Below are 17,755 nucleotides of genomic sequence, written 5' to 3' on the forward strand. Positions count from 1 at the left end.
AGCTGGCCGCCCTGATGGACGCCGCCGAGGAAGACGTCCTCGCCTACATGCACTTCCCCATCGCGCACCGGGCCAAGTTGCACAGCACAAACCCGATCGAGCGGCTCAACGGCGAGATCAAGCGTCGTACCGATGTCGTCGGCATATTCCCGAATGACGCTGCCGCTGTCAGGCTGGTCGGCGCGATCCTCCTCGAGCAGTCCGACGAATGGGCCACCCAGCGAGCCCGCTACATGACCCTGGAGACCATCGGCGCCATCAGCGATACTGCACCCGTCAGTCTGCCCGCCCTGGCATCCTGACGAGGCCCGAGCTCGCCCAGGAGTACCGCTCCTACACCACGCGTTGGGGCACGATCCTGCCCGGTGCTTTGGGGCTATGCCGCAGGCGCGCGATGGGCTTGTAGGATGGGGCTGCCACCGACCTCCTGGAGGCCAAGGGAAGTGGGTTGGGCGCGGAGGTACGCAGGGGGTACGCAGCATTTCCTTCGCGCGCGGGGAGGGTGCGTACCGCCCTGTTTCATTGCTAACTTGAAATTAGATCGCGCCATTCCCATGTGTGGTGGACGAGAGGCATGACCCTGCCGGCGCCCTCGCTCCCCTGATGGCATAGCGCCGCTTTCAAACTCGCGGGTCGAGCACAAGCCGGTCGCTTGCCGGACCGCCCCAGCGCATCCCAACGAATGCCTCGTGGTTGGTCCGCGCCGTCCCCGACTGGGCTCAGGGTCGGGTCTTTTGTCTCTCGGCTTCCCTTGTCCGGCATCTGGGCAGGCAGCCAGGGCGTCACCTCGACGTCCCTGGCTGCCTGGCACCGCGCATCCGGCACTGAGCCGGCCGCTTCTGCAAACCCTCCCCCTGTCAGCGGTGGCAGGAGGATGCAGGCCCAAGGGTCGAGCCTGACCGCGTCCACCATGCCCATGAGGCGCCAGCCCGACATCCGCCCCGGCGGTACGCCGGGCTGTGCCGCCCCTCTCCAACCGGTCTCGGCAGCTTTGAGCCGACCGCAGCGGTCCCTTGAGCAAGGCCGAAACCCTGTTGGAGATCACCATGACCCCCATCAGCATCCTCAGCTACCAGGGCAGGCCCATCCGCCTCCGCGGCATCATGCTGAACCTGACAGACATGTGGCGGGCGGCAGGCTGCCCGGAGTACCGACGCCCCATCCACTGGCTGGTCCTCGAGGAGACCACACGCTTTCGCACCCATGCCCAGACGCACTGGACCGACCCCGATGGGCCGGTCAGTCAAAATATCATCCAGGATGATATTATCCGCCTCGACCCCGATGGCTTCGTTGCCACGACCCGCGGCCGCCTCGGCGGCACCTGGGCGCACTGGCAGCTTGCCCTGGCCTATGCCCGCTACCTCTCGCCCGAGTTCCACCTCTGGTGCAACACCGTCGTCCGTGCCGCCCTGGTGTGGCATGACGGCCGGCCCGCGGCCGACCACGATCCGCTGCGGCAGCACCTGGCGAGGCAGTTCCGCGCCCTGCATGACCGCCTCGACACGCTCGAGCGGCATGCGGCGGACCTGATGTTCCTGCAGCTGTCCGCGCAGGAACTCCTCCTCGGTAACCGGCTGGAGTTTACCGGACTGGGTCGGAGCATCATCACCAAGGTGGTGGCGGCCGAGCCCTTTGGCGGCCAGTGCCCTTGCTGCTTGCGCGAGCGCGTTCTCACCGAGACCGGCCGGGTGGTGCCCGGCGCTGAGTTCGACCACTTCTTCCATCGCAGCCTGAACAAGCCCGAGCATGGGTGGTTGATCTGCGCCGCCTGCCACGACGAGCTGACCCATGGTGGCTATCTCGTCCGCTTCATGCGGGTGCCCGAGTTCCGCGCCTTCCAGGGCGCGGTGATCGAGCACCGGCGCCGGGAGCGAACCGCCTCCGGTGGCCGAGTAGTATAGCCACCAATCCTCCTTCCTGATGGAAGACACGCAACAGCCCCATGACCTCAGCCCGAGGCCATGGGGTTTTTTGCGTTTCTGACTCCCAGCGGTCCCGCAGCATCAGGATCGGGGCTTGGCCACCGAGCCCGATGTAGAGTTCGCCCGTGCCAAGCTCCGAGGCAGCATCGTTCAAGCCGTCGCCACGAGCGAGCAGCAACACCTTGAGTTAGTCGGCGGGTCAGGTTGGCTAAAACAAGTCATGTTGCGGAGGGGGGGCCGCCCCCGATCCACAAGCCGTCCCACCGCGGCTCCAGGATGAGCTGGTCGCCCGTCGACAGGCCGGCTGCCTCAAGCGCAGCCACAGGAACACGCAGGGTGACCATCGCGTCTTCACCTGCCGCGTGCGCTGGCGGCACCTCAAGCCTCCAAGTCATGACAGGATTGCCAGGCGTTGCCATGGCATAGAGCTCGTCGACCCAAGTCAGCTCGCCGCGCTCGTAGTCGGCCGCATAGCGACGGAGGAGCGCTTCGATCAATTCCGTAACCTCTGCCGTTGTTCGGAGATTGCGTGGCTCGCCGGCAAGCCTTCTCACCAAGTGACTTTCAACGACTGTCCTAGGCGTCCTGCCATACCGTGACACGCGCTCATAGAGCTCATCGAGCACGGACGAGGCCGGGATCGGCCGTGCATCCGGCAAGCAACGTAGCTTCGCCAAATCACTCAGCTCACCAACTATCCTCGAAGCCGCTCTGTGGGCGAGAGCTTGGCTGTCCCAACGTCTCCCGAGTAGCCCCGCGAGGCCAATCCAGATGCTATGGCCGGCAGCATTGAACTCACCCCGAACCTGCTCCTCTTCGAGGAGGTGGGCACGACCGGTGGCTTCTCCACCTAACGGATCATGCGTCATGCAGCTCGCTCCAAAGTTACAGCGCTGAGCAGTTTGCCAAGATGCAGCGTGTCGTCCAGCATTGAGTAAACTGACGCCACAGCACAGCACAGCACAGCACAGCACAGCACAGCACAGCAGCAGTGGCGCCAGAGCTTTCCTCATCACCGTCAACGACACCGCTACACTCTTGCTGTGTAGCGGATGGAGAAGGCCCCAAAGCTTCCGGCACGCCCTGGCGGCGACAGCGGCGAGGAATGATCCCTCCAACCCGGGTCTGGCTGCGGCCATCCTCGCCGTCTCCTGCGCCGGCAGGCACTATAATTCGGCGAAGCAGGCGGAGGCGGTGCGGGCCTACCAGAGGCACGTGCAGGCAGAAAAACGGCGAACCCGCCTCTTTGCCCAGCGGCACTTCCACCAACCCGGCCATGAATGGGAGCTGCATGGCCTTGTGACATTCCCCTGTCTGTTATCTACCTCGAATGAAAAAATTGGCCTTTTTGGAAGGAGGTCTGGATGTCGAGGAAGCGTCATACGTAGAGCAGATCATTGGGTTGCTGTGGCAGGCTGGGGCCGAGCTGGCGCAGAGCCAGATGGTGGGGAAGACTTGCTGCTAGATCGAGCCATCGGAGGTAACATTCAGCTGCTGGCGATCCGAGTATGGTGGCCTGCAGGTGGATTGGGCGCGACGGCTGAGAAACCTTGAGCGCGAGCAAGTAGCCCGGCTTGAGGTACTGCTTTCTCCAGGCTCAGGTGTTCTCAGTCGTCATGGCGAGACACAGAAGATGCGCGACTAGGTAGCCTAGACGATGGCAACCCGCTCGCCGTCGAGCAGGTCCCCGACCATGCGATCATGGCCAGCACGGCGCTGATTGCATCGAGTGGTTCATCTGTATGCAGTGTTGTCGATACAGATTAGAGGAACGTCATCATGGATCCTTGCAAAAGATGGCAGTTGCTTACAACGATGCATGCGTCCGATGCCGCCATGCCCGAATGGTTGACTGTTCCCATCGAGGATTCTCGGCCTAAACTTCCACTTCACGTGCCGCCTCTAACATGGAGGGAGATCAGCGCACCCAGGATTGATCACAGCCATCAGCGCTCGGATATACCGACATACCTCGTCAATCGCTTCGGCCGTAACAAGCAGGGTTGAAGCCTGCCGGCGTTAGATTGGATGACCTTGCCCGGTTGGCATGAGCAAAGGAGTACTCGGCCCCTCACAGGTGGTGAGGGGATAGAGCTAGTGGATCGAATCCAACGCTTGGTGCCCTCGCCTGACGGCGGCGATGATGGCGTCCGGGTTTTTGGTCCAGCGGAAAGGCCTTCGCTCGGCGTTGGCGTCGGCGACGAAGCGGTTGATGGCGGCCTGGAGCGAGACGAGGGAGTGGAAGACGCAGCGTTTCAGGCGCCGCTTGGTCAGCTTGGCGAAGAACCCCTCGACGGCATCGAGCCAGGAGGCGCTGGTCGGGGTGAAATGGAAGGTCCAGCGCGGATGCCGGCCGAACCACTGGATGACCTTGAGATGCTTGTGGACAGCGTAATTGTCCACGATGGCGTGCACCAGCTTGCCGGCGGGCATTTCCGCCTCGACGGCGTGAGGAAGCGGATGAACTCCTGATGCCGGTGCCGCTGCATGCAGCGGCCGATGACCTTGCCCGCGGCCACGTCCAACCCGGCGAAGAGCGTGGCGGTGCCGTTAAGGACGTAGTCATGGGTCATGGTGCCGCAGCGGCCGCGCTTCAGCGGCAGGCCGGGCTGGGTGCGGTCGAGCGCCTGGATCTGGCTCTTCTCGTCGATCGACAGGACCACGGCATGGGCCAGCGGATCGACATAGAGGCCAACGATGTCGCGGACCTTGTCCGCGAAGCGCGGGTCGTTCGAGAGTTTGAACCGCCGCATCCGGTGCGGCTGCAGGCCGTGGCTGCGCCAGATCCGTTGTACCGAACTGACGCTGACGCTGCTCGCCTTGGCCATCGCCGGCGCCGTCCAGTGCGTGGTCTCGCCAGGCGGGTCCGAAAGCGTCATCTGCACCACGCGGCCGATGACCTCCGCGCTGAGCGGCGGGATACGCGGCGGGCGGGTCTTGTCGCGCAGCAGGCCACGCCGGCCTGCATGAACCGCTCCTGCCAGCGCCAGACGGCGGTCTTGGCCACGCCAGCCTGGCGCATGATCTCGGTCGTGCCATGGCCATCGGCCGTCAGCAGCACGATCCGAGCGTGCCAGACATGCTTCTGCGGGCTGTTGCAGTCCCCGACAGTGGCCAGCAGTCGTTCGCGGTCGGATGCGGAAACATGCAGACTGATCCCGGTGCGCATGCCCCGGACTCGCACATCCCACCGCGCCAGGAGAATCCCTTTCGGACTCTTCCGGCAAAGTTTTTCACTAGAGAACAGAGCCGCGAGGCTGCACAGAAAGCGTTCCGCCCAAGAAGTGTTATGCACGGACAGGCAAAGTACCTGTCCGTGCACGATCGATCAGCCTTTCGTGTCGTCCACGATCATCAAGCGGTTGCCGTCCGCAGATACTTCGACATCCACATCCATGCCGCCGTGCTGACCTTCGAATTCATAGACCATGAAGGTCGTGCCATTGCCACCTGGCACCGGACGTTCGCTGCGCTCGATTTTGTTCGGCCTGAAGTTTGCCATCCAACGCTGCACCGCCTGCATCACCGGCGGCGGCACTTCATTCTGCTGGATCTCCTCCTCGATCTCCTCGATCTCACCGGACATTAGCACATCCACCTCACGCACGCGGCCTTCCCGGGTGCGCCCCTTGACCTCGAAGATCATTCGCCCGGACTCGATCTCAACGCCGGCTTCAGAAATCTGCTCGAAGCCGCCGGCAGCCCGCGCCGCTGCCGCAATGTGGGGTGGAACCTGATTTGTCTCCAGCTTCGCGCTTTGCGCCTGCACGTCGTTGTGGCCAACGGCAGCGGCAAAAATTGCCGCGATAGCCGCGGCTTTCAAAACATAGGCCATGGCGCGCTCCTCGTTCCCGGCTGGCGTCGTGCAGACGCTGCCAAGCGCACCATGCGTGCCAGGTAGGACCGCAACTTCGTAGTTATGTCACCGTCCGGTGACGTTGCGCTCCTACCATGAGGCAGTGCCTGCCTATGCTCACATGATGCCCGGGTAGGCCAGGCCGTAGTAGTCATAGACGCTGCGGCCATAACCCGGCTCGGACCACGGTGTCTCGTCGCGGCCATAGCTCGGCGCCGCTTCCAACTGTACACGCGAGACATCTGCCACATAGCCGCTCAAGTCTGTATCGTAGGTCAACGTCTTCCAGGGCAGGGGGTGATAGCGTTCACCAATCCCAAGAATGCCGCCGAAGCTCATGACAGCGTAGGAAACCTGGCCGGACAACTTGTCGATCATCAGCGTATAGATCGAACCAAGGCAGTCGCCGGCGCGACTGTAGACAGGCGTACCTTCAACCTTGTCGGAGGAAATCAGTCGATCTGTTTCGTTTATAGCAACACCTTCGCCGCCTGTGGTGCCGGCTCCTGTGGCTTCTGACATTATCGTCTCCGTTGGCTGATCATTGGCTTCTACCAGGCACCGCTGAGCTGCCATTGCAGGGCAACCGCGAATTGATAGCGCGGCGTGTCACGAGTAGTCCCAACCCCGGCAGCGAGGCCTAGCACGAACCGCCCTCCTTGAAGCCGGTGGCGAACCCCCGCTTGGAGGAGGCTGTAGTCGCGGTCGCCCCGCTCCTGCTGCTCCCTGGCATAAGTCAGAACGAGTGCGGTGGTAGGGGAGATTGCCTGACCGACGGAGGCATTCAGCAGGTAGCGGTTCGGCCGCTCGCCAAACTGTGGCTCCAGGCGAGCCACCCAGCCAATGTTGAGATGGGTGCCAATGGCCTGCTGCCCGAAAGGAAACGTCCTGCCTATCAGCGCCACGGCCTCGGTTTCATAAGCGGGTTTGCCGCACCCGTAGAGGGTCCGTATCCGCATCAGGCCCGCAATAGCGGGATACCCACCGCGTCCATCGCTGAACTCGTAGAGCGTCCCAATGCGGGTCGAGCCTCCCCATGCTGCCTACCCACCGTTGTCTGACGAGCCGAGATCGTCGCTGACAGTGCCCAGCTTCCGGCGGGTCTCGAGATTGCCATAGGCGCCAACCTGACCGATGCGAAGCTCCAGGCTTGGCACGACACCCATTGATAGCTGGGTCTCGGCGGCGCCGGTGTTGCGCACCGAACCTTGCCGCGCTCTCTCGTAAGCGCCGATGAAAGCAGCCTCGGCTGCGCCGGGTTTGGCCGCGACGGGGTCGGTAATCTGGAAGGGATCGTCGGCAAGCTCAATCGGCTCTTCTACCGCTGCTACTAAGGGCGCGGCGGACGAAAATTGCATCAATGCCAGCAGCGCGGCGGCGCAGTTCCGAGGACGAAGTCTGCACATCGGCTCCCCTACCGGCTGGCAGCCCTGCTTAGCAAGCGCCACCGAAAGACGTTCCCGTGAAGTTCGGCTATTAGAGGTTAACAATAGCGGTCGAGTTAGGCTTGCCGGATCAGCAAGTAGCTTATGCGGGATTGCCAGCCCTACCTCAGCCTGCCGCAGCAGCCCGATGATCTGTTCCGCCGTGTGACGCTTCTTTGGCATCCCTGCCTGCTTTCAAGGAAGCCAACTCTCTCACTACACCCGGATCCCGTTCAGGGGGGGAGTCAAAACAAGCATGTGAATCCAAACCAACCGCCAACAATCATGAAGGGCTGACGCTGCGGCGTGACGACGGACGTCGCAGTGTCAGATCACCTTCAAGCTCTGCTGTTGGGTATGAAGCGGACCATCCCGCAACTGGGGCACGGACGCTTCCATGCTCGGCATCCGTACCTAGAAACCGAAAGGCTTCCGCCGACACCACTCGCTGCTCCTTCCTTGTGGCAGAGCGCTCTGCACGAAGCCACCCGAAGCCATCAGCCCGGTTGTTCAAGGCTTACAAGATGCAGCCGGGAACGGCCGTAGGATCACGATGCAAACCGTGAGTGCGGGAGATATCTGACTACAGCATGAGGTCGGAAAGCCGTAGAAGCTCACGTGCATCCAAGCTTGCGGTCCCGGCTCTGCTCTTGGTCTCCGGGCCCACACCTTCTGTTCCGCCAGCACTCCTACTCAGGACGTCAGCCTGCATCACTGCATCATCGAACCCCAGCCCGGTCATCTCCGCGATGCGCCGCAGCGGCCGTTGGAAGGTGCGAAACTGGCCTACCGGATACTCCTCGAAATCAATATTCGCAACGAGGCGCGCCTGACTGATCGTGTAGCCGCTGGCGCGCAGGTCTCCGTCTCGTGTGCGGATCACCACAACCTTCCAATAGTCGCGCGGCAGCGGGACACCACGATGGACATAGTCGTCTTGTCGGAACACGGGGCCGGTGAAGACGGTGCCCAGGATGTTCTCGCTGTCCGTATTGTTCAGAATGTAGTTCTCAAGACCATTCCACAGCAATTCGCCCTGGTTGAACGACCAGTGCTGCGGCGAGCAGTTAGTCCAATGGAAGGTGTCGATGTTGGCTCGCTCAACGACCTCGGCGGTGCCCCAGCATGGATCAAGCCGGCGCACCAAATGACCCCGGTCGAAGAAATTCCCACCTTCTTCCTTGTAGAGCCAGTCGCCCGCCTGTTCCTCCTCTGGCAACCGTGGATCGTAGGTCCACCGGTCGCGGCCGCGGCTGAGCGGAAAGCTCTTGCGCCCGTCGATGTTGACGGCCGTGGCAAAGGCCAATCGCCGCTCCGCGTTCATGATGATACTGAAGTGAGTGTAGGGCAGTTCGTGCCGGCCGGTCTCGCTGTTCACGGCGGCCCGTCCGTACGAGAGCGCCCTCGGAGTGAGTGCCGGAAGCGGAATGGAAGTGCCCAGGAAATCGGGGTCGTAGCCTTTTTCGGGAAAGGCGCCGGCACGCCGCGGCTGGGCGAAGGTGCTGCCCCTCCGCCGTTGCTGCACTTCTTCTGCCGACAAGAAGTCGCCACCAATCTGCTGGGCAAGACTGGCCAAGCTTTCCTCGACGCGCGCCAAGCTCAGCGCGGCGCCGGCGACGGGGCTGGAGGCGAGCGGCGGGCCGGCCAAGCTCGGCCCGCCGGACGCGATGTCCGCCAGCATGGCGCGCACGAGTGTGTTCGTGCCGGCCAGGGTATCGCCGCGCAGAAACTGCACGATGCGGCTGATGCGGACGCCAAGGTTGGACTCCCACAAAATGTCCGTGTCTCGAAGGCCGGGGATCTTGTCGATTGCATCCCGCTCCACTGGCCTGCGCTCTCCGGTCAGCTTGACAAGCCCGTCCTCGGTCATCTCGGGCACGCCACGCGAATGCAGGGCGACTGCCTGCCATTGATCATTGAAGCAAGCCGCTCCGGAGCTCCCCGGGGCCGTATCGGTTTTGTAGAATAGCAGACCTCGTGTGTCGTCCTTTCGAATCAACTGGTTTTCGCGCAGAGCCACCTGCTTGTAAGCGCCGCCGGGGTGCTGGATGATGGTAACCCACTCTCCAGGCTCGACCTTGCCGACACGACTGTCGAGCCTCAGCCAGCCCCAGCGGGCGAGCCTGCCACCGCGCTCACCCTCCTGGGCGACCGCAACGAGGGCGAAGTCGCGCTCGGCGACCTTCGGGTCGCCGACGATGAAGCATTCCTCCGGCATCAGCCGGAAACGCTCGGTCGGCTTAGCCTGACGCTCGGAATCCAGCTCGTAGCCGAACTCAACGAGGGTGGACCGCGCGACCTCCTTACTGGGCAGCACATGGGCGTTCGTGAGAAGAAGGCGTGGCGAGACCATGAAGCCGGTCGCGCATGCCTCCATTCCTTCCGCCGGATCGGAAACGAGGACGCGTGTCACGGCCCGCGCCGCGCGCAAGCCGCGCTCGAGAAATTCGATGCCGACCAGATCGTTGGTGCCCAATGTGCGCTCGACGTCGAAGCGAGTGACGATGCCCCCTTCGGCAGCGAGGGACACCATCCGTTGCGGCTGCATCGGCGTTGCCATGGGAGGCAGGGCTCGGTGCAGGGCCGGCCCGATCCAGGCTTCGATCCCGCTTGGATCGGCCGGTTCCGCCTCGACCTGGTCGGCAAAGGGCTGGACGCTTCGAGTAGTGCCGGACATCTTTCGCCTTCCCGCGCTTTAGGCAGGAAGGCTAACCCCGGCGCAGAATGATCCACTGATCGTTCCTGTTTCCGGCGGATGAAGTTTCGATCGGGGCTGACGTGGCGGTTCAGTACGGATCGGGTTGCGGACTTGGCCGCGGGCTTTCGCGCTGCGGAGCTTAGGTCGGTCCGAGCTTGCGTCACTATCCTTGTTCTACAGCCAAGCTAGGCCAGACACAAAACTCCTGCTCAAGGAGCCGAAGCCCTCGGCTTGGCGCAGGACCAGGGGAAGCGACAGATGAAGTGCTTCAAGTCGCCTCGGCAGGCACAGCGCTTCCTTTCTGCCTACGATCAGATCAACAACCTCTTCCGTCTCCGCCGCGACCACGTCACTGCCGTCCAAAATCGCGCCGCGAGAGCGCGCGCCTTTGCGCTGTAGGCCGACATCAGCGGGATTGCCGCCGCAACGTGAACTCTGCTGCGCGTCGACTTCTGCATGCCAGCTAGGCGGCCGAAGGGTCGACAAATTGACGGTGCTACTTGGCGTGAGGTGGATCAGCACCGGCATCGAAACTTCATACAAGCTCCTGCGGTGGCACCGCGAAAATCGGAAACGGCCCATCAGCAGAGAACGTTGGGCAGCGGCGCAACTCGCGTACGGGAACCCTCTCTGGCCGCGATGCGCGGAGAGCACTTATGTCCGGAACCACAATACCTATTTCCAAACCCGCTATCTCTGAGTCAAGGCAGACAGCTAAGCCTCGCTTGGATCAGGGCTTGGGCCGCTATGGACCTCTGGTCATCATCGGCATTCTGGCCGTTGGCGTTGCCTATGCCGCCTTCAGCCTCGTTTCCGATGTAGACGCCGCCGGTGCCCAGCCGACCACCTGGGTTCCTTTCGCGCTACTCGCGGTGGCCCTGCTGATCGCGCTGGGCTTTGAGTTCGTGAACGGCTTCCACGATACGGCCAACGCCGTAGCGACCGTGATCTACACCCACAGCCTACCCGCGCCTGTTGCCGTCGTATGGTCAGGCTTCTTTAACTTCCTCGGTGTTGTCACCTCGTCGGGTGCGGTCGCCTTCGGCATTGTCAGTCTGCTACCAGTCGAGCTGATCCTACGGGTCGGCAGTGGCGCAGGCCTTGCCATGGTGTTCTCGCTGTTGGTGGCTGCGATCATTTGGAACCTTGGAACGTGGTACATGGGCCTTCCGGCCTCATCGTCACACACACTGATCGGTTCGATAATCGGCGTGGGCTGGGCCAATGAGCTAACCGCCGAAGCCGGCGCACAGGCATCCGGCGTGGATTGGTCGCAGGCAAGCGGCGTGTTCGAGGCCCTACTATTCTCCCCGATCGTTGGCTTCATTGGAGCCGCCCTGCTCCTGCTCGCTCTCAAACTCCTCATTCGCAATCGCCGTCTTTATGAGGCTCCTGAGACAGCCGATCCTCCACCAGCTTGGATCCGTGGCTTGCTGATTTTGACCTGCACAGGCGTGAGCTTTGCCCATGGATCCAACGACGGTCAGAAGGGGATGGGGCTGATAATGCTGATCCTCATCGGCGTGGTGCCCGCCGCCTACTCCTTAAACCGTGCGGTGCCGGACAGTGCAACACCGGCATTCATCGAGGTTTCGGATCGGGCCGCCGGGGCACTTCGTGGGCTCGCCGGTGAGGGCGCTCCTGCCGTGGCGCCGGAGGAGACGCGGCGACGCGTGGAGGATTACCTCCAGACCGACCAGCGTCGTCCGGAGACCCTGCCCGCCATGGCTGCTCTAGCCAACGACATCGCCGAACAGGTGCGCAGCTACGGCGCCATCCGACGGGTCCCCGCTGAGCAGGTGCAGAACGTCCGGAACGACATGTATCTGATGGACGAAGCACTGCGGCAGATGGGCCGTTTGAAGGATCCGCATTTCGACGCGGCCACGGCTACAACAGTTAAGGAATACCGCAGCGCGCTCGACGATGCCACGCGCTTTATCCCAACTTGGGTAAAGGTCTCGGTCGCGATTGCACTCGGTCTGGGTACAATGGTTGGTTGGAAGCGTATCGTGGTGACAGTCGCTGAGCGGATCGGCAAGTCGCATCTGAGCTACGGCCAGGGCGCGGCCGCCGAACTGGTGGCAGCGGCGACAATCGGCGCGGCTGACGTTTATGGCCTGCCCGTCTCGACCACACATGTTCTTTCATCAGGCGTGGCTGGCACAATGGCCGCTAATGGGACTGGCCTCCAGTGGGCGACGGTGCGCAACATCGCCTTGGCCTGGGTTCTGACCCTACCTGCCGCAATGATCCTCGCTGGCGGGATCTACATGCTGGTCCGCCAGTTCGTGGCATAGGACGCTCGCCATGGCCGGCGGTATCCTTCCGCGGTCGGCCCAGTAAGCCTGGCTACAGCAGCAGAAGATGTCACAACAGGTAATGATCTCCGCGCGATGTGAGATGGCCTTCTTATTCTTACATCAGGGTGCAAGCCTGCTGGCTGTTTCGCCGTTGATGCCGGCTATCACTGCTCGGACGGCGTGATGTTTCACGCTGACTGGCTGCAATCTGTCCCTGACCTATTCACGCATTGTTGGGGGACCTCTCGTAGCGCATCGCACCAACATCACTGAGAGAGTGAGTGCTCAGTTTTATCGGGAGATCGCCACCTGATGCAGCAAAGGCTGCCCGCGCTCGAGACGCATAACACTTGGAACAGGCGTCACGAACTTCGTCGAGGTGATTGAAAGTGACTCTGTGGCCGGCACGTTGGCAATCGCCTATCTGTTTTTCTACTCATAATAAGCCAGTTTCGTGACGTTGCAGGGGTATCCCGCGCCCCGAGGTGCTGGGAGCGTTTCTTGCGGGTCATTAGGGTACGGACCGATGAGCGCGACCGGGACCAAGGAAGACGACGCCAAGCCGAGCATCCAGACAGTGGTTCACGGATCGGCAAATTTGCCGCGAGTGCGGGTCGATACGTACAATGCTGAACTGCGCGATGCCTCGGGCCAAAGCTTCCTTGGCGATCGTGCTAGCAACCGCGCCTTTGTCGAAATCCTGGAGGACTGGCGCGAACGAGTGCGCCGTGGCAGCGACGGTGGCGACCCGCTTGGTGCGCACCGGCCAAGTGATGACATCAGCCGTGAGGAGCTGGACCGCGTTGTTCAGATGGCGGAGGAAGACCCCGAAGCGGCCGGCTTGGTGCAGTCAGCGATTGAGGATTTTGCGCAGGAGATGGCCGGTGTCGTCCGTCGTATCTTGCGTTTGCCGGAATGGCAGGGCACCAAGCGTATTGCTCTTGGTGGAGGCTTTCTAGGCTCGCGGGTTGGACACATGGCCATCGGCCGTGTCGGTGTCCTGCTCAAAGCGAGTGGCGAGCCCGTTCAATTGAGCCCTGTTTCGCGGCGTCCAGACGATGCGGCCCTGTGCGGGGCTGTACAACTGGCTCCGCCCGAGACTCTGCGTCAGTGGGACGCGATCCTCGCTGTGGATATTGGCGGCACCAATATGCGCGTGGGACTTGTGGCATTAGAGCAGGAGGCGGCGGCTGACTTGTCTCGGGCCCGTGTGCTGGCAACTGAGCGCTGGTGCCATGCCCAGGACAAGCCCGGGCGTGAACAAGCCATTGAGCGACTCGTTGCCATGCTCAGCAGGCTGGTAAGTAAGGCCAAAGAGGAAGGACTGCGGCTGGCTCCCTTCATTGGGGTAGGCTGCCCGGGCGTAATACGCGCCGACGGCACCATCGAGCGAGGTGGCCAGAACCTGCCCGGGGGCGATTGGGAAAACTCGGCATTCCATCTTCCGTCGTGCCTCACCGCAGCGCTGCCGAAGATCGACAATCAGAAGCCTGCTATCGTGATGCACAACGATGCGGTGGTGCAGGGCTTAAGTGAGGCTCCGAACATGCGAACCGTCGAGCGCTGGGGCGTCCTCACCATCGGAACAGGGCTAGGCAACGCTCGCTTCACTAATAAACCTGCATGAGTCCACTGCCGGATTCTGTCAGGTCCAGTGGGCGCTGTTGCGGAAATCAGGATGAGGGCGCACTGATCCCGCGAGTTGCTTCGATTAGGTAAGCGCGACGGTGTCGGGCATGCCGAGGCGGTTGCAGGTGTTGAGGATGGCGCAGCGGATCTGCACCTCGGCAACCTGACGGGCAGGGTCGCGGGCGGCGAGCCGCTCGCCGAGGCGCTTGAAGCGTGACATGGCTGTCTCGGCCAGGCTGCGTCGGTGATAACCGCTCCAGCGCTTCCAGAGCCGCCGCCCCAGATGCTTGATGGCGCGCAAGGTCTCGTTGCGCTCACTCGCACTGGCGGTTCGCGTCTTCCATGGCTTGCCGTTGCGCCGGGGTGGCACGAGCAGGGCGGAGTTGCGCGCCGTTGATGCCTCGTAGACCGTGCGAGTGTCGCAAGCCCCGTCGCCGCTGATTACCGCGATCCTCTCTTCCTCCGGCAGCTGCGCGAGCAAGGTAAGCGGAGCGCCGAGGCCCTTGGTCTTTGGTGTTGACGGTCAGGCAGTTTTGGCAGTGCCCCAGTGCCAGGGCATGAGCTCGTCGATGCGCGCCTGCGGCCAGCCGTTCACGAGGCGGATCAGGAGATCAGCGAGGTAGCGCTGCGGATCGACACCATTCATCTTGCACGTCTCGATCAGGGATGCGACGGCGGCCCAGTTTTCGGCGCCTTCGTCGCTGCCCGCAAACAGCGCGTTCTTCCGGCTGAGCGCCACGGGCCGGGCGGCGCGTTCGACGGTGTTTGTATCCACCTCGATGCGCCCGTCCTGCAGGAACTGCTCCAACCCGTCGCGGTGGTTCAGCGCGTAGCGGATCGCCTCGGCGGTCTTGCTGCTGCCGGGTAGGTGGGCGAGCTGCGCCTCGAACCAGCCGAACAGGTCTCCGACGAGGGGGCGGCTGCGGGCCTGCCGCGCGGCAAGGCGCAGCTCCGGCGCCTTGCCACGGATCTCGGCCTCGATCGCGTAGAGGGCGGCGATCCGCTGCAGTGCCTCGGTGGCGACCGGAGCCGCTCCAGTGCGCGCCTGGTCGTAGAACCCCGGCGCACATGCGACCAGCAATAGGCGATCGCCGCCGGGCCCGCGCCGGGCTTGGCCAAGGTTTTGTAAGCGCCATAGCCGTCGCACTGCAGGATGCCACGGTAGCCGCCCAGGAGGGTGCGGGCATGCTCATGGGCGCGGCTCGGGGCGTAGGTGTAGACCACCGCGGGCGGCTCCGTGCCGCCCCAAGGCCGGTCATCGCGCGCCACCGTCCAGAACCAGCCAGTCTTGGTCCGGCCGCGCCCGGGGTCGAGGATGGGCACGGTGGTCTCGGTCGGCAGCCCACCCTCGATCAGCCGCGCTGGCGCCGGCGCCTGCACCACAACGCCCTCGCAGGCGCGGCAGGCCAGCTTCGGGCGCCGCGTCACGATTACCCGGAACTGGGCGGGGATCACGTCAAGCCGCTCCGAGGTGTCGGCGCCGATCTCCACCATTGTGCCGCCGCAGCAGGCGCAGGCTGCACTGTCCGGCACAACCACCACCTCGAGGCGCGGCAGATGGGCGGGCAGCGCCCCGCGGCTGGCCCGGCGCTTCGCGGCCCGCTCCTGGCGTCCCTCCGGGTCTCGCTTCCCAGCGTCCGCCTCAGCCGCGGCTATGGCAGTCTCGAGGTCGACCAGCCCGAGCTCGAGCTGCTCTTGCGGCAGCCGCTCCGACTTCCGCCCAAACTGCATGCGCTTCAGCTTCAGCAGCAGGTGCCGGAGCCGATCATTCTGCATCTCGAGCGTGGCCCGCTCCGCCTCCAGCGTCGCGCACCGGGATCGCGCCTCGGCCAGCAGCGCACGCAGCACCGCCGGATCGTCGGGCAAGGTCTCCGCGTCGGCACCGGCAGCGCTCATAGCCTGAGTCTAAGCAACCGCTGTGGGCCTGGGAATCCGTTTTGGTGTTTCCATGCGCGTCCAATCCAGTCCGGCAAACAGCGCCGCGAACTCGGCTGGGGTCAACCGCATCACCCCGTCCACGATCGGCGGCCAGCGGAACGCACTGCCCTCCAGCTGCTTCCAGATCAGCACCAGTCCCGACGTGTCCCAGAGCAGGATCTTGACCCGGTCCGCGCGCTTCGAGCGGAACACGATGACCACGCCCGAGAACGGATCTTCGCCCAGAGCCTCGGCCGCCAGCGCCGCGAGGCCATGCGCTCCCTTGCGAAAGTCAACGGGCTGCGTCGCCAGCAGGATGCGTGCGCCTGGCGGCAGCGCAATCACGCCTCGAGCACCTGGGCGAGCCGAGCAACAACCGCCACGTCTGATGCCGCGCCGACCCGCAGCACCCGGCCGTTGCGCAGCACTACCTCGATCGTCGCCCCCACCGCGCCGTTCGTCGCAGCCGTCGTGCACGACGACGACGCTGCCCCAGGCGCCTCCACCAACAACGGCACAAGCCTCGGCAAGGACCGCGTCATCTTGCGAAGCGGACGACCTTCCGCCTCGCGCCGCCAGCGATGCAGTAGGCTCGGCGAGATGCCATGCCGCCGCGCCACTTCGAGCACCCGCGCCCCTGGCTCCGCCGTCTCAGCCAGCAGCCGCGCCTTGTCCTCCGGTGTGTAGCTTCGACGCCGCTCGCCGCGAGTGACAATCTCCACCCGCTCCGTCGCCACTATCTCCGCACCAGTGCCCGCACCAGTGCTAGCCCTCGTCTGCGCCATCGCCCGCCCTCCGCGATGGCCGATCTCACCACCTATCTCACCTCAAACAAGAAGGGCCGCAGAGCTTCGCTTACTGTGGATGGTCGTGGCGTAGGCCAGTACCAGCTCGTCCAACTCACCAAAGCCGTAGGTCACCGGCTGGCCGTCGAAGCTGGCGGTGAGCTCACCGGCTTCCAGGTCGATGCCGGTGATCACGCCGAGATCGCCGTTGAACACCTCGCGGTCATAGCTGTTGGCCATCTGCATGACCTTGTCGCCAAGGCAGTAGGTCCAGCCAAAGCGCTCGACCCGAAGCTCGCCCGGCGGGTTGAGCGCCTGCTGCAGCTCGATGTTGAGCGCCCGTGCGCCCAGTCCGCCCCGGTTTATCGGGCATAGCACCTGGACGTCCCGGATCGGATCGAGCCCAAACCGCGTCGGGATGCGCTCGCGCACCACGGTCAGCAGCTTGACCCTGTAGCAGCTACAGCTCTTATGGACCTCTTTGGATAGCTTGCGCTGTGCAAATCCACGCGCCGGCACCGAATGCGATCAGCTCGTAGCGCTTTGCGAACTATGGTTGAGCCTGACATAGCGCCATTTGACCGACTGGTCGCTCTCCTATAAAAGGCATGGTGGAGAGTGACCGATGGCAAGACCAAGGAGTGACGAGAAGCGCAACGCGATCATGACCGCGGCGATCAAGATCATCGCCGCGCAAGGACTCAGCGCGCCTACCGCGATGATCGGCAAGGAAGCAGGCGTTTCGAACGGGGCGTTGTTCACCTATTTTGCGACCAAGGCCGACCTGCTGAACCAGCTCTACATCGAATTGAAGGCAGAGATGGCCGCAGCGACCACGACCGATCTTCCAACCGAAGCCGATACGCGGGAGCAGGTGCGGCATGTCTGGAAGGGGTGGCTGCGCTGGGCGATAGATCACCCGCAGGAGCGCAGAGCCCTGGCGCACTTGGGTGTCTCACACGAGGTGACGGCAGAGAGCCATGAAGCTGCAAGCAAGTCCTATGCGGACGTCGCGGCTCTTCTGGATCGGAGCCGCGCAAGTGGGGCTTTGCGCGACGCCCCGCTGATGTTCGTCGCCTCGCTGGTGACCGGCATAGTCGATGCGACGGTCGACTACATGACGCAGGATCCCGCCAGTGCCGAGAAGCACGATGCCGCCGGCTTCGAGGCGCTTTGGCGCATCCTCACCTGAGTTCATTTATCCATTTAAAGAGCGAC

General features: G+C 63.5%; 15 protein-coding genes and 3 pseudogenes. 5 read left to right on the forward strand and 13 right to left on the reverse strand.

Annotated elements, in window-relative coordinates:
• Both JMJ56_RS24615 and JMJ56_RS24620 read left to right on the forward strand, forming a co-directional pair.
• Positions 1–302: transposase (locus JMJ56_RS24615; RefSeq protein WP_202834412.1), on the forward strand; the 302-nt coding region annotated here is incomplete at its 5' end.
• Positions 303–1,046: 744 nt separating this feature from the next.
• On the forward strand, positions 1,047–1,904 hold the full coding sequence (locus JMJ56_RS24620) for a KilA-N domain-containing protein (protein WP_202834413.1): 858 nt from the start codon (positions 1,047–1,049) through the stop codon (positions 1,902–1,904).
• Positions 1,905–2,143: 239 nt separating this feature from the next.
• On the opposite strand, the gene JMJ56_RS24625 is transcribed toward JMJ56_RS24620, so the two are convergent.
• The 8 genes and pseudogenes from JMJ56_RS24625 to JMJ56_RS24660 form a co-directional block, all read right to left on the reverse strand.
• Positions 2,144–2,794, reverse strand: coding sequence for a hypothetical protein (locus tag JMJ56_RS24625; protein WP_202834414.1), 651 nt, complete (start codon positions 2,792–2,794; stop codon positions 2,144–2,146).
• 1,225 nt (positions 2,795–4,019) lie between these two features.
• Positions 4,020–5,094: pseudogene (locus JMJ56_RS24630) on the reverse strand (IS630 family transposase).
• Between the two features lie 159 nt (positions 5,095–5,253).
• Positions 5,254–5,760: a hypothetical protein gene (locus tag JMJ56_RS24635; RefSeq protein ID WP_202834415.1), complete on the reverse strand. Its 507-nt coding sequence runs from the start codon at positions 5,758–5,760 to the stop codon at positions 5,254–5,256.
• 138 nt (positions 5,761–5,898) lie between these two features.
• Positions 5,899–6,303 carry a PRC-barrel domain-containing protein gene (locus JMJ56_RS24640; protein ID WP_202834416.1) on the reverse strand — a complete coding sequence of 135 codons (405 nt, stop codon included), beginning with the start codon at positions 6,301–6,303 and terminating at the stop codon, positions 5,899–5,901.
• 29 nt (positions 6,304–6,332) lie between these two features.
• On the reverse strand, positions 6,333–6,740 hold the full coding sequence (locus JMJ56_RS24645) for a hypothetical protein (protein ID WP_202834417.1): 408 nt from the start codon (positions 6,738–6,740) through the stop codon (positions 6,333–6,335).
• 84 nt (positions 6,741–6,824) lie between these two features.
• Positions 6,825–7,388 (reverse strand): hypothetical protein, encoded by a 564-nt coding sequence (locus JMJ56_RS24650; protein WP_202834418.1) that lies wholly within the window; start codon positions 7,386–7,388, stop codon positions 6,825–6,827.
• 400 nt (positions 7,389–7,788) lie between these two features.
• The gene (locus tag JMJ56_RS24655) at positions 7,789–9,882 is read right to left on the reverse strand and encodes a DNA/RNA non-specific endonuclease (protein WP_202834419.1); all 2,094 of its coding nucleotides are present in this window, start codon (positions 9,880–9,882) and stop codon (positions 7,789–7,791) included.
• Between the two features lie 195 nt (positions 9,883–10,077).
• Positions 10,078–10,431: a hypothetical protein gene (locus JMJ56_RS24660; protein WP_202834420.1), complete on the reverse strand. Its 354-nt coding sequence runs from the start codon at positions 10,429–10,431 to the stop codon at positions 10,078–10,080.
• A 128-nt stretch (positions 10,432–10,559) separates the two neighbouring features.
• Between JMJ56_RS24660 and JMJ56_RS24665 the strand changes: the two genes are divergently transcribed.
• Positions 10,560–12,203, forward strand: coding sequence for an inorganic phosphate transporter (locus tag JMJ56_RS24665; protein ID WP_202834421.1), 1,644 nt, complete (start codon positions 10,560–10,562; stop codon positions 12,201–12,203).
• 529 nt (positions 12,204–12,732) lie between these two features.
• Positions 12,733–13,833 (forward strand): ROK family protein, encoded by a 1,101-nt coding sequence (locus tag JMJ56_RS24670; protein WP_202834422.1) that lies wholly within the window; start codon positions 12,733–12,735, stop codon positions 13,831–13,833.
• A gap of 84 nt (positions 13,834–13,917) precedes the next feature.
• On the opposite strand, the gene JMJ56_RS24675 is transcribed toward JMJ56_RS24670, so the two are convergent.
• The 5 genes and pseudogenes from JMJ56_RS24675 to JMJ56_RS24695 all read right to left on the reverse strand — a co-directional run.
• Positions 13,918–14,316 carry a transposase gene (locus JMJ56_RS24675; protein WP_202834423.1) on the reverse strand — a complete coding sequence of 133 codons (399 nt, stop codon included), beginning with the start codon at positions 14,314–14,316 and terminating at the stop codon, positions 13,918–13,920.
• A 42-nt stretch (positions 14,317–14,358) separates the two neighbouring features.
• A pseudogene (gene tnpC, locus JMJ56_RS24680) lies at positions 14,359–15,680 on the reverse strand (IS66 family transposase).
• A 60-nt stretch (positions 15,681–15,740) separates the two neighbouring features.
• Positions 15,741–16,097, reverse strand: a complete 357-nt coding sequence (tnpB, locus tag JMJ56_RS24685; RefSeq protein ID WP_202834424.1) for an IS66 family insertion sequence element accessory protein TnpB — start codon at positions 16,095–16,097, stop codon at positions 15,741–15,743.
• Positions 16,094–16,537: an IS66-like element accessory protein TnpA gene (gene tnpA / locus JMJ56_RS24690; protein ID WP_202834425.1), complete on the reverse strand. Its 444-nt coding sequence runs from the start codon at positions 16,535–16,537 to the stop codon at positions 16,094–16,096. The genes tnpB and tnpA overlap by 4 nt, the downstream gene beginning before the upstream one ends.
• A gap of 60 nt (positions 16,538–16,597) precedes the next feature.
• Positions 16,598–16,984: pseudogene (locus tag JMJ56_RS24695) on the reverse strand (ATP-dependent RecD-like DNA helicase); the annotation flags it as partial.
• 217 nt (positions 16,985–17,201) lie between these two features.
• Here JMJ56_RS24695 and JMJ56_RS24700 point away from each other — a divergent pair.
• Positions 17,202–17,729: a TetR/AcrR family transcriptional regulator gene (locus JMJ56_RS24700; protein WP_202834426.1), complete on the forward strand. Its 528-nt coding sequence runs from the start codon at positions 17,202–17,204 to the stop codon at positions 17,727–17,729.
• The last annotated feature ends 26 nt before the right edge of the window (positions 17,730–17,755 follow it).

It is taken from the genome of Belnapia arida (assembly GCF_016773205.1).
Classification (GTDB): domain Bacteria; phylum Pseudomonadota; class Alphaproteobacteria; order Acetobacterales; family Acetobacteraceae; genus Belnapia; species Belnapia arida.

Excerpts from the sequence above, each read along its gene's own strand:
- JMJ56_RS24620 (WP_202834413.1), top strand. The coding sequence starts at position 1,047 with ATGACCCCCATCAGCATCCTCAGCTACCAGGGCAGGCCCATCCGCCTC.
- JMJ56_RS24625 (WP_202834414.1), bottom strand. The coding sequence starts at position 2,794 with ATGACGCATGATCCGTTAGGTGGAGAAGCCACCGGTCGTGCCCACCTC.
- JMJ56_RS24635 (WP_202834415.1), bottom strand. The coding sequence starts at position 5,760 with ATGGCCTATGTTTTGAAAGCCGCGGCTATCGCGGCAATTTTTGCCGCT.
- JMJ56_RS24640 (WP_202834416.1), bottom strand. The coding sequence starts at position 6,303 with ATGTCAGAAGCCACAGGAGCCGGCACCACAGGCGGCGAAGGTGTTGCT.
- JMJ56_RS24645 (WP_202834417.1), bottom strand. The coding sequence starts at position 6,740 with ATGCGGATACGGACCCTCTACGGGTGCGGCAAACCCGCTTATGAAACC.
- JMJ56_RS24650 (WP_202834418.1), bottom strand. The coding sequence starts at position 7,388 with ATGCCAAAGAAGCGTCACACGGCGGAACAGATCATCGGGCTGCTGCGG.
- JMJ56_RS24655 (WP_202834419.1), bottom strand. The coding sequence starts at position 9,882 with ATGTCCGGCACTACTCGAAGCGTCCAGCCCTTTGCCGACCAGGTCGAG.
- JMJ56_RS24660 (WP_202834420.1), bottom strand. The coding sequence starts at position 10,431 with ATGCCGGTGCTGATCCACCTCACGCCAAGTAGCACCGTCAATTTGTCG.
- JMJ56_RS24665 (WP_202834421.1), top strand. The coding sequence starts at position 10,560 with ATGTCCGGAACCACAATACCTATTTCCAAACCCGCTATCTCTGAGTCA.
- JMJ56_RS24670 (WP_202834422.1), top strand. The coding sequence starts at position 12,733 with ATGAGCGCGACCGGGACCAAGGAAGACGACGCCAAGCCGAGCATCCAG.
- tnpA (WP_202834425.1), bottom strand. The coding sequence starts at position 16,537 with ATGGCGCAGACGAGGGCTAGCACTGGTGCGGGCACTGGTGCGGAGATA.
- JMJ56_RS24700 (WP_202834426.1), top strand. The coding sequence starts at position 17,202 with ATGACCGCGGCGATCAAGATCATCGCCGCGCAAGGACTCAGCGCGCCT.